Consider the following 11,170-nt stretch of genomic DNA (forward strand, 5'->3'; position numbering starts at 1 on the left):
GGCCAGGCCCGCCGCTCTTTGTGCTCCGGAGTTTGAGGACCTATCGGCCCCAGTTGCCCCGGCCAGATTGGGGCACTACGGGTTGATCCCTGCCGAAGCGGGTCGTCGCCTCGGTGTCGACGGCGTAGTGTTCAGCCGTCAGCGGCTTGCGGATGGAACCGGTAAACCCGCTGTCGATAGTGCCGACAGGCGCGTTGGCAACAGCCACGGCCGGCTGGTTGACGCCGTCCGAACCATAGTGATCGCTGCCGGCAAAGGCGCTGCCCGTGGCGATGAGGACGATGGTGGCGACGGTAAGAGCAATCTTGGTCATTTCAGGTACTCCAGTGTACTGGTCATTCGTGAGTTGTCGTTGCTTTCGACGCATTCGAGATGAGAGCGCTGCCCGCGCCGACGAATACGCATCGGCTTTTTCCGACGTGCATGTTGCTGGACGATTTCAGTAACCGAGATCATGGCTACAGATGAAACCTGCAAATTAAAGTATTCGATCGGCGCAGGATGCTATCCGGCGCGCACCCCGTTGACAGGCGAAACCAAGCGGGCCAAGCCCGCCGCTCTTTGTGTTGCGGGGCTGTAATAATCAGCGGCCCCAGATGCCTTGGCCGGATTCAGGCGCCACCGACTCGGAAGTCGCCTTGGTACCGGTATGCTCGGAAGCGACCGGCTTGCGGATCGAGCCGGTCAAGGTGTTGTCGACGTTGGCAGCAGGAGCGGCCGGCTGGTTGACATTGTCCGAGCCATAATGGTCGCTGCCGGCAAAAGCGGTGCCGGTGGCTACAAGGACGGCCGCGGCGGTAAGAGCGATCTTGGTCATTTCAGGTACTCCGGTATTTCTTTGTTCTGTCCGTCACGTGGCGTGCCTTGGGAGGAATTCGCGTCGCTCGGAACCCCGAGATGGGTCGGCAAGCCTGTCGTTTCCAATCACGAAAATTTTGTACGGGTGCGCCAAATTGGCCGCTTGAAATTCGACATGCGGCTCCTTTAGCTACGATGTTATTCTTTCTTTTCAATGGGTTATGCGGTCATTGGTGATTTTCGGCGCGAACATTCTGTGAGCCGGCGTTCACCGCCTCCTATACGCTCCGTCAACAGAACCGAACCGTTCGGTTCGAGTTCTCTTTACGTTTAGCTGATCAGCGCTTCAGAGCCTCGATCACATTTCCTGCCGACGGATCAATGCGCCATGAAATCACGCTGCCAGCTCAGCGCCAGCGGCGTCATGCTTGGGCCGCGCGCTGGCCAGAAGCACGACCGGGCAGTTGCAAGCGGCCAAAACAGCGCCGGCGGTTTCGCCGAAGAACAGGTCCTCACCCGGACGTTGGGTGACGCCCATCACGACGATCGCCGCTCCTTTGGCCGCCTCCCTGGTGATTGCCTTGTCGGGTGTGACACGGGTATGGAAGGCTGTGTCGATATGCAGGCCGTACCGGCCCGCCAGATCGGCGATGTCTTTCAGCACGGCCTCTTCGCGGCTATGCGACACCGATGTCGACCTGCGGCCTTTGGCTGCCCTTTGCGAGACGTAGAGAACCTTGATCCGCGCCCGGTTTGGACGGGCCAGCGCCAGCGCCAAGTCGGCGGCGCGACGCGCCACCTGGGTACCGTTGACTGGGACGAGGATGCTGGTGCCGGCCTTCAGCGTCGGCATCTTTTCGGCAGCATTGCCGCCGTTCAGGACCAGGCAAAGCGGGCCGTCAAATCCTGCGGCAATGTCGTTGAGGGCCGGCGCGAAGGCGCCATCGGCGGTCAGCACATTGTCAAGGCCGACCAGCAACAGGCCGTATCCCTTGCGGGCCTCTTCGGCGATCGTCTCACCCGTGGCTTCCAATTCGGTGCGGGCCGTCAGATGGACTTTGTCGACAAGCGTATCTTCGATCCGTTTCACCGCCTGAGCGCTTTTTTTTGCACCCTTCTTGATTTCCTGCAGGGCGCGCTCCTGTCCCTTGCTGTCGGTCGGCCTGTCAACTCGGCCGTCTTTCGGCTGAAGCAAGGTGGTGGGCATGCGAAGCAAGGTGGTGGGCATGCCGCTGCCTCCGCCGACCAGTCCGGCGAGATGGGCAGTGAACTTGCCGATCCTGCTGTCGTCGACCAGCACCAGCAGCCGCTCCAACCTGGAAATGAAGCCGTATTCGTCCAACGCCTCGCGCTCGACACGCTGCTGCTCGTCGTGCCCAACCGGCAGCCGGCCGAGCGCCCAGCGCAGCATCGGCGGCATGGCCAGCGTGGTGATCACGGCCATGGTGACGATCATGGTGAAGAGATTGTGCGACAGGATGTTCATCGACAGGCCGATGCTGGCGACGATGACCTCGGTCGAGCCGCGCGCGTTCATGGCACTGCCGACGGCGATTGCTTCCTTGAACGACATGGCGGCGAGCTTGGCGCCGATGAATGCGCCGCCAAACTTGCCGATGCTGGCGATGACCACGAGTGCGCCCGTCAGCATGGCAAGCGTCGGATCGGCGAGCACTGTGAGATCGGCGGAAAGCCCCGCCATGCCGAAGAAGATCGGCATGAACAGCGCGGTAATGACGCCGCGCAGCTGGCCTTCGATATGGCTGGAGAGGATGGGTGATTCACCAACAAGGATGCCGGCGACGAACGCCCCCAGCACGGTATGGACGCCTATCAGATTGGTGATCAGCGCCATCGCTCCCATGATGATGAGGATCATGGTGATCACCGCAAACTCGCTGCGGAATTGATCGTTGGTCCAGCGGATCAAGGTGAAGACAAGACGGCGGCCAATGGTGAAGGAGAACACCATGAACAGTGCCACCGCGGCGATGGTGGTCACCAGCGGCGCGAACTGCAGCCTGCCATTGGTGGCGATACCGAAGGTTACGGCGATGACCAGCCAGCCGATCGTGTCCTCGATGATCGCCGAGGAAATAATCACCTGTCCGAGGTTGCGGCGCATGAAGTTCATCTCGCGCACCACCATGGCGACGACCTTGACTGACGAAATCGACAGCGCGGTGCCCAGGAACAGCCCGGCGACGGTGCGTTGCGTGGGGTCAGCCAGCAATGCGTCCGGCAGGAACTGCGCCAGCGCGAAACCGAAGATGAAGGGCACCACGACGCCGGTAGCCGAAATGGAAAAACAGGCCGCGCCAACCCGGCGCACCAGCCGCAGGTCCGTCTCCATGCCGGTCAGCAAAAGCAGCATTAGGATGCCGAGCTGCGAGACAGCGTCAATCATGCCCTTTTGCGCGGGATCGCTGGGAAAGATCAGGTGCTGGGCCGACGGCGACAGCCAGCCGAACAGCGAAGGACCGAGCAGGATGCCGCCGATCAGTTGGCCCATGATTGCCGGCTGGCCATAGCGCTGCAGCACTTCGCCCAGGCCGCGCCCGACAAGCAGCAGAAGCACGATCTCGGCGACGAAAGCGCCCTCGCCCGAACCGCCCATGCCCGATGCCCGGGTACCGGCAACGAGCGTTTCCGCTGCCCAGGCCGCGCCTGCGGGGACGAAAGCGCAAACCAGCAGCGCCAGGCTGGAACGTGTCGGAGCCTGCCAAGCCATGAAACCCCCATCGCCCAATGCACGTGTCCAACAACGCGCGACAGCGCGTTGCGTTGCCAAACAGGGCGTTGCTAGACGTGGACGTCACCGAAGGAGAGTTCGCCGTCGTCGCTCTCCGTCAGGAAGGCTGCCACCAATAGGCCGGCATAGAGGACGGCGACCAGCACGACGATGACCGCGCCCGGAACTGGGCCTAAGGCAGCACTGGTGACGGCCTCACGCATCGACCCAACGAAACCGATGCGGACGCCTTCGTTTAAGAGGCTGGGGGTCGACAGTTTGAGGATCCAGGCCAGCAGCAGGATCAGCAGCATGTAGATGTAATTGCGACGCAGACGGCGCGCCAAAGCCACGCGTTGCGAAATCAGGAATTTTGGTGCGCGCAGGCTCTCGCCGACGATCAACAGCCAATCGGACGCGAAATCCGGCTGCGGCGAGAATACCTGCGCGAAATAGTGCCGTTCGAACTGGCGCACGCGAGCCCGATAGAAGTCGAAGAAGCGGTATCGCCGCGCCTCTATCCACAGCAGCAGCAGAACAAGCAGCATGGCAAACAGCAGCACGCCATGGTGAGCGCTGGCTGTCGAAAGCGAGACGGACAGCATCGCCGCGACAACCGTTATCGCCCAGTTGCTCGTCCGGTCCAGGCGGTCGCGCCACCCAGCCATGCGCGCAATCTCGGCGCGATGAAAGTGGGACATCGTGGTTACGAGTTCGCCGGACGACAGTGTCCGTCCGATGGGATCCGGCGCCGGCAACACTTCTGCCATGACAAAGCCTCCACCCGCCACGCGAAAACGGCCGGATGGAGATATCGTTCCGACGCTCAATCCGCCGGGCGCAGCCAGACCTTGTTGTCGTGGAAGGCGGCTCCGCCATAGGGCGCCGGCGCATCGGCGCCGGTCAGCACGTTGATGCCCTCGCCGCGCTCGTGGGCGCTGTTCGGCCAGATGCCTTCGGCGACGACGACGCCGCGCTTGATGCCGTCGAACAGCTTTGCGTGCAGCACCACCTCGCCACGCTGGTTGCCGACCTCGACGCGGCCGCCGTCGGCGACGCCGAGTGCCGCCGCATCATCGGGATGCACGAGCAGCTCCGGCCGGCGCTCTTTTGCCTGCGACACTGGCGTTTCGGTGAAGGTCGAATTGAGGAAATTGCGCGCCGGCGAGGTGGTCAGCCGGAACGGGTGCGCCTCGTCCGCCACCTCGATCAGGTCGACATGATCAGGGAATTCCGGCAGGCGCGCCACCGGCCCGAACAGGCCCATGCTTTTCGGTGGCCGATTGGGCGACGCCTGGCCCGTCCAGTCGGCGCGAAAATGGAATTTCTTGTCGGCATGGCCGAAGCCGTCCAGGAAGTGCGCGGCCGCGAAATCCGGCTGCAAATCGACCCATTTCTGCTCTTTCAGGCTCGAAAAGCTGCCCAGCCCGCGCTTGCCGAGAATGACATCGACATGCTGCTGCTCGGTCATGCCGAAGCCCGGACGGTCGGCGACACCGAGCCTTTTGCCGAGCTCCTCGATGACGAAATGATTGGTGCGCGGGCCTTCCGGCGGGTCGATCAGCTTCGGCCCGAGCGTGATGTGCTGGTTGCCGCCGCCCTTGTAGACGTCGTCATGCTCGAGAAACATCGTTGCCGGCAGCACGACATCGGCGAGCTTGGCGGTGTCGGTCATGAACTGCTCATGCACGCAGGAAAACAGATCGTCGCGCAGAAAACCTTGCTTCACCAGCCGCTGCTCCGGCGCGACATTCACCGGATTGGTGTTCTGGATCAGCAGCGCCGTCACCGGCGGGCCGCCATAGAGCGCATCCTCAGCCCCGGTCAGCACCGGGCCGATGCGCGAATGATCGAGATGACGGATCGCGGGGTCGCGCATCCGCGTGCCTTCGAGCAGTTCCTGGTTGAGCTTAAATATGCCCGAATTGGTATGGAAGGCGCCGCCGCCCTCATATTGCCAGCAGCCGGTGACCGCCGCGATCGAGGCCGCGGCATGCATGTTGACCGAACCGTTGCGCTGTCGCGAAAAACCGTAGCCGAGGCGGAAGTAGGTCTTCTTCGTCGTGCCGACGAGGCGGGCAAATGTCTCGATTTCGTCGACAGAAAGCCCGGTGATATCAGCGGCCCATTGCGGCGTCCTCGTCTGAAGATGCGCTTCCAGACCGTGCGGATCGTCGGTGTATTTCTGGAGATAGGCGCGGTCCGCCATGCCGTCACGAAACAGCACGTGCATCACCGCGCAGGCCAGCGCGCCGTCGGTGCCGGGCTTCAGCACCAGGCCGAGATCGGCCTGCTTCATCGTCGCATTTTCGTAGACGTCGATGACGACGATCTTGGCGCCGCGTTCCTTGCGCGCCTTGATGGCGTGGGTCATCACGTTGACCTGCGTGACGACGGCGTTGGTGCCCCAGATCACCACACAGTCGGACTTCGCCATCTCGCGCGGGTCGGGGCCGCGCAGCGCGCCGGCGCCCATCATCCAGCCGGTCCAGGCCAGATTGGTGCAGATCGAACCGAAGAAGCCGGAGTATTTTTTGGCGTGCCTGAGCCGCTCGATGCCGTCACGCTGCACCAGCCCCATCGTGCCGGCATAGTAATAGGGCCAGACCGTCTCCGAGCCGTACTTCGCCTCTGCCGCGATGAATTTTTCGGCGACGAGGTCGAGTGCGGCCTCCCAGCTCGCTTCCTTCCATACGCCCTCGCCCTTGGCACCGGCACGGACCAGCGGCTTCAGCAGGCGGTCGGGATGATGAATACGATCGGCGTAACGGGCGACCTTGGCGCAGATGACGCCAGCCGTATAGCTGTTGGCCCTGGCGCCACGGACCCGGCCGATACGCCTGGCGTCAAGCAACTCGACCTCGAGCGCGCAGGTCGAAGGGCAATCATGCGGACAGGCCGAATGGCCGATTTTGAGCTTGGCGTGCTGATTCATGGGCGCAAACTAGCCGGTTGTGATAGTGGCGTGTAGGGCCAGTTACACGCCATCAATGCGCTTGAACAAGGCGTTGTAGGCGCCGCATTTCGGGCAATGTATGTGGCGCTCGACATGCGATGATCCGGCTCCGGCGTCGATGACCAGCAGATTGCCGTCTCCACACTCAGGGCATTTTACGACAGCTTCGGGATTGACGGCCAAAACCTTGGCAGCTTCGATCCATAGTTTTGCCGACATTCTCCTACTCCGCCGTGCCTTCCTCATACTCCGCCGACATCGACAGCCATTTTTCCTCGTGGCCGGCCAGTTGTTGCGCGAGTTGTGAGCGCTCCTTGGCCAGCCTTGTCGCGGTCGAGGGGTCCTTTTCGTAGACAGCCGGGTTGGCGAGTTCATCTTCGATCAGGTCGATGCGCTTGCGGAGGCGGTCCATCAGCGCTTCGGTGGCGCGGATTTCCTTGGCCAGCGGCTCGAAGGCGGCGCGGCGCGCGGCTGCGTCGCGGCGGCGGTCGGCCTTCGACGCTTTGTCCGCCTCGCGCTTGCCGCGGCGGTCGCCGGAGACGCCGGTGACCAGCGTCTTGTAATCCTCGAGGTCGCCGTCATACGGATTGACCGCGCCGTCCTTGACCAGCCACAGCCGGTCGGCCGTCGCTTCGAGCAGATGGCGGTCGTGCGAGATCAGGATGACCGCGCCGGGAAATTCGTTCAGCGCATGGATCAGCGATTCACGGCTGTCGATGTCGAGATGGTTGGTCGGCTCGTCGAGGATGAAAAGGTTCGGCCCCTCGAAGGCCGACAGGCCCATCAAGAGCCGCGCCTTCTCGCCGCCGGACAGATCCTTGGCGGCGGTGTTCATCTTTTCGGTGGTCAGGCCGAACTGGGCGACGCGGCCGCGCACCTTCGATTCCGGCGCTTCCGGCATCAGCCGACGGACATGCTCGTACGCGTTTTCATTTGGTCGGAGATCGTCGAGCTGGTGCTGGGCGAAGATTGCCACCTTCAGCCCGGGCGCCACCGTCATGCTGCCGGTCTCCTGCTTCAGGCGGCCGGCCAAAAGCTTGGCGAAGGTCGACTTGCCGTTGCCATTGGCGCCGAGCAGCGCGATGCGGTCGTCGGCATCGATGCGCAGCGTCATCTTCTTCAGGATCGGCTCACCCTCGACATAGCCGACATTGACGTTGTTCAGCGCAATGATCGGCGAGGCCACCGTCTTCACCGGCTCCGGAAAAGAGAACGGCCGAACCGTGTCGTTCACGATCGCGGCGATCGGCTTCATCTTCTCCAGCGCCTTGATGCGCGACTGCGCCTGCCTCGCCTTCGATGCCTTGGCGCGGAAGCGCTCGACGAAGGATTCCATATGCTTGCGCGCGGCTTCCTGCTTGACGCGGCCCTTCTCCTGCAATTCGCGCTGCTCGGTATATTGGCGCTCGAACTGATCGTAGCCGCCGCGCCAGAAGGTCAGCTTCTTCTGGTCGAGATGGACGATCGAGTTGACGGCGCGGTTGAGCAGGTCGCGATCGTGCGAAATCAAGAGCACGGTGTGCGGGTATTTCGATACGTAGTTTTCCAGCCACAGCGTGCCTTCGAGGTCGAGATAATTGGTCGGCTCGTCGAGCAGCAGCAGATCGGGCTCGGCAAACAACACGGCGGCCAGCGCGACGCGCATGCGCCAGCCGCCGGAGAAGGACGAGGCCGGGCGCCGCTGCGCGGCATCGTCGAAGCCGAGGCCGGCGAGAATGGTCGCCGCGCGTGACTCGGCCGAGTGCGCATCGATATCGGCCAGCCGCATGTGGATGTCGGCGATGCGGTGCGGATCGGCCGCCGTCTTTTCCTCTTCGAGCAGTGCACTCCGCTCAAGATCGGCCTTGAGCACGATCTCGATCAGCGGCTCCTCGGTGCCCGGCGCTTCCTGCGCGACCTGGCCGATCCGCGTGTTCTTGGGCAGGCTGATAGAGCCGGTCTCGGAGGCGAGATCGCCGGTGATCGCCTTGAACATGGTCGTCTTGCCGGTGCCGTTGCGGCCGACAAGGCCAGCCTTGCTGCCGGCCGGCAAGGTCAGCGAGGCATGGTCGAGAAGCAGGCGTCCGGCCATGCGGAGCGAAAGGTCGTTGATAATCAGCATGGCCGCGCTTTTGCACGGGACAACCATGCTTCGCAAGGGCTGGAGCCCCGGTTCGCCGCATAAGGCACGAAAACCGGCAAGCAGGTAGTCAACCCGCCTGGCGGCGACTCCCGCAAGACGCAAAAAGAACCCGCTATCCTGAGGGGGGACAAGGAGAGCGGGTTCTTTCGTGAACGGCGGCCTTGGGAGCGTCCGATCGACACCCAAACACGCAGCAGGCGGGTTTGTTCCATGTGTTGATGAACAAACGCTGGCGTGGCCGGCAGGTTTGTCCACAGGGGCGTGCCGTCTGTACGCTATCGACCATGACGCTGCGGAAAGACTCGGCTATCCTTGGATGTGCGGCGGGCCTGATCTCCGCCTGGCCGGCGCCATCAGCTTCCTCCCAAGCGGCGCCGGCCACCTCTTTGACCGGTGCCGATGCTATTTCAGGTGGTCATTGTTTCGGCGGCGTGCCGGGCTGATCGCCGCCGGTCGTCGACTTCGGCACCGGATTCTTGTCGACCTGCGGGTTCTGCTCGACCGTGTCGCCAGGGGCCTTGGTCGGCTGGATGTTGTTGTCGCAACCCGCAACAGTCAGAGCTGCCACAAGTAGCAGGATTGAGCGCTTTTTCATCGCAGTCTCCTCTCGCCCGACAACGAGGCGTCGGCGATTTGGTTGCGCGGCCGGTGTCGTTCCCGCATTCGCCAAGGAGCCGGGGAACAAAATGCCGCGTCTCCGGTTGCTCCACAATCAATGGAGGAAGGCATGATCCGTCTGCTCATTGCCGGGGCAATCGTCTATGTCGCCTATCGCGTCGCCAAGAAAGTGATCGACGAGGTGCCCGACGATTTTGATCCGCTGCTGCTGCCGCCGCCACAGGACGATCGCGAGGCGCTGCGGCGGCAATCGGCAAGGATGGGCGTCGAGCCCGAGCGTTAGTCGACGGGCCTGCCCGCAAGGCCTCTTCGCTCACGAGCCCTATTCCGGCTCCGCAAACCGTTGCGAACAAAGCAGAAACGATGCTTGATGGGCGATGAACCTCGCCGCCCGTGATTCGTCCTTCCAGCCGGCCTATCTGGCAAAGCTCAACGCCGAGCAGAGGCTTGCCGTCGAACATGGCGACGGCAAGATCGCCGGACCGTTGCTGGTCATTGCCGGCGCCGGCTCCGGCAAGACCAACACACTTGCGCACCGGGTCGCGCATCTGATCGTCAGGGGTGCCGACCCCCGCCGCATCCTTTTGATGACATTTTCGCGCCGTGCCGCAGCGGAAATGGCCAAGCGGGTCGAGCGCATCGCCGGAGAGGTGCTGGGGCGTGATGCCTCTGTCATCACCGATGCGCTGAGCTGGGCCGGCACGTTCCACGGCATCGGCGCCAGGCTGCTGCGCGATTATGCGCTGGAGATCGGTCTCGATCCGGCCTTCACCATCCACGACCGCGAGGATTCTGCCGACCTGATGAATCTCGCCCGCCACGAGCTTGGGTTTTCGAAGACCGAAGCCCGCTTCCCGACCAAGGGCACCTGCCTTGCGATCTATTCGCGGGCCGTCAACGCACAGGCGCCGCTCGGCGAGGTGCTGGGTTCGGTGTTCCCGTGGTGCGCCGGCTGGGCCGAACAGCTGAAGCAATTGTTCGCCCGATATGTCGAGGCCAAGCAGGCGCAGAATGTGCTCGATTACGACGACCTGCTGCTCTATTGGGCGCAGATGGCCGGCGAGCCGGAAATCGCCGCGCATCTGGGTGCGCGTTTCGACCATGTGCTGGTCGATGAATACCAGGACACCAACCGGCTGCAGGCATCGATCCTGACAGCGCTGAAGCCTGACGGATCGGGGCTGACGGTGGTCGGCGACGACGCGCAGTCGATCTATTCGTTCCGCGCCGCGGAAGTGCGCAATATCCTGGATTTTCCCAAGCAGTTCGCGCAGCCGGCGGAAGTCGTCATGCTGGAGCGCAACTACCGCTCGACCGAGACGATCCTGGCGGCCGCCAATGCGGTGATCGGCGAAGCGTCGGAGCGTTTCACCAAAAATCTCTGGACCGAGCGCAAATCGGCGGAAAAGCCGAAGCTGGTGAGCGTGCGCGACGAGACCGAGCAGGCGAGCTATGTCTGCCAGGCGATACTCACCGAACGCGAAGCCGGCACCGTTCTCAAAGCACAGGCGGTGCTGTTTCGCGCCTCGCACCATAGCGGCCCGCTGGAGATCGAGCTGACGCGCCGCAACATCCCCTTCGTCAAGTTCGGCGGGCTGAAATTTCTCGATGCAGCTCACGTCAAGGACGTGCTGGCCGTGCTGCGCTTCGCCGAAAACCCGCGCGACCGCGTCGCCGGCTTTCGCGTGCTGCAACTTCTGCCCGGCATCGGCCCTTCGGCCGCCAATGCGATCGTCGAGACCATGGCAAATTCGCTCGACGAGACGATGGGGCTTGCCCGCTACCGGCCGCCGCAGCGTGCCGCCGACGACTGGCCGGGCTTTGTCGCGCTCTATTGCGGCCTGCGCGCCGGCGCGCAAAAATGGCCGGCCGACATCGAGCAGGTCAGGCTCTGGTACGAGCCGCATCTGGAACGCATCCACGAGGATGCGACGACACGCCGGGC

The 11,170-nt window shown here is 63.2% G+C and carries 10 protein-coding genes; 2 read left to right on the forward strand and 8 right to left on the reverse strand.

Annotated features, from left to right (window positions below; all coding sequences use genetic code 11):
* Positions 1 to 40 precede the first annotated feature (40 nt).
* From E5W70_RS14965 to E5W70_RS15000, 8 genes are all read right to left on the reverse strand, one after another.
* Complete coding sequence (locus E5W70_RS14965) at positions 41 to 313, reverse strand: DUF680 domain-containing protein (RefSeq protein WP_292659344.1); 273 nt, start codon at positions 311 to 313, stop codon at positions 41 to 43.
* A gap of 270 nt (positions 314 to 583) precedes the next feature.
* Positions 584 to 817 carry a DUF680 domain-containing protein gene (locus E5W70_RS14970; RefSeq protein WP_292659346.1) on the reverse strand — a complete coding sequence of 78 codons (234 nt, stop codon included), beginning with the start codon at positions 815 to 817 and terminating at the stop codon, positions 584 to 586.
* 375 nt (positions 818 to 1,192) lie between these two features.
* The gene (locus tag E5W70_RS14975) at positions 1,193 to 3,529 is read right to left on the reverse strand and encodes a cation:proton antiporter (RefSeq protein WP_292659348.1); all 2,337 of its coding nucleotides are present in this window, start codon (positions 3,527 to 3,529) and stop codon (positions 1,193 to 1,195) included.
* 71 nt (positions 3,530 to 3,600) lie between these two features.
* Positions 3,601 to 4,299 carry a DUF2270 domain-containing protein gene (locus E5W70_RS14980; protein WP_292659350.1) on the reverse strand — a complete coding sequence of 233 codons (699 nt, stop codon included), beginning with the start codon at positions 4,297 to 4,299 and terminating at the stop codon, positions 3,601 to 3,603.
* Between the two features lie 56 nt (positions 4,300 to 4,355).
* Positions 4,356 to 6,464: a molybdopterin oxidoreductase family protein gene (locus E5W70_RS14985; protein WP_292659352.1), complete on the reverse strand. Its 2,109-nt coding sequence runs from the start codon at positions 6,462 to 6,464 to the stop codon at positions 4,356 to 4,358.
* Positions 6,465 to 6,506: 42 nt separating this feature from the next.
* Positions 6,507 to 6,704, reverse strand: coding sequence for a hypothetical protein (locus E5W70_RS14990; RefSeq protein ID WP_292659354.1), 198 nt, complete (start codon positions 6,702 to 6,704; stop codon positions 6,507 to 6,509).
* A gap of 4 nt (positions 6,705 to 6,708) precedes the next feature.
* Complete coding sequence (locus E5W70_RS14995; protein ID WP_292659356.1) at positions 6,709 to 8,586, reverse strand: ABC-F family ATP-binding cassette domain-containing protein; 1,878 nt, start codon at positions 8,584 to 8,586, stop codon at positions 6,709 to 6,711.
* A gap of 436 nt (positions 8,587 to 9,022) precedes the next feature.
* Positions 9,023 to 9,202 carry a membrane lipoprotein lipid attachment site-containing protein gene (locus tag E5W70_RS15000; RefSeq protein ID WP_023719775.1) on the reverse strand — a complete coding sequence of 60 codons (180 nt, stop codon included), beginning with the start codon at positions 9,200 to 9,202 and terminating at the stop codon, positions 9,023 to 9,025.
* A 132-nt stretch (positions 9,203 to 9,334) separates the two neighbouring features.
* Here E5W70_RS15000 and E5W70_RS15005 point away from each other — a divergent pair, with 132 nt between their 5' ends.
* Complete coding sequence (locus tag E5W70_RS15005; protein WP_023677660.1) at positions 9,335 to 9,508, forward strand: hypothetical protein; 174 nt, start codon at positions 9,335 to 9,337, stop codon at positions 9,506 to 9,508.
* Between the two features lie 94 nt (positions 9,509 to 9,602).
* On the forward strand, positions 9,603 to 11,170 hold a 1,568-nt coding region (locus tag E5W70_RS15010), incomplete at its 3' end, for an ATP-dependent helicase (protein ID WP_292659360.1).

This window comes from Mesorhizobium sp. (assembly GCF_005063415.1).
GTDB lineage: Bacteria > Pseudomonadota > Alphaproteobacteria > Rhizobiales > Rhizobiaceae > Mesorhizobium.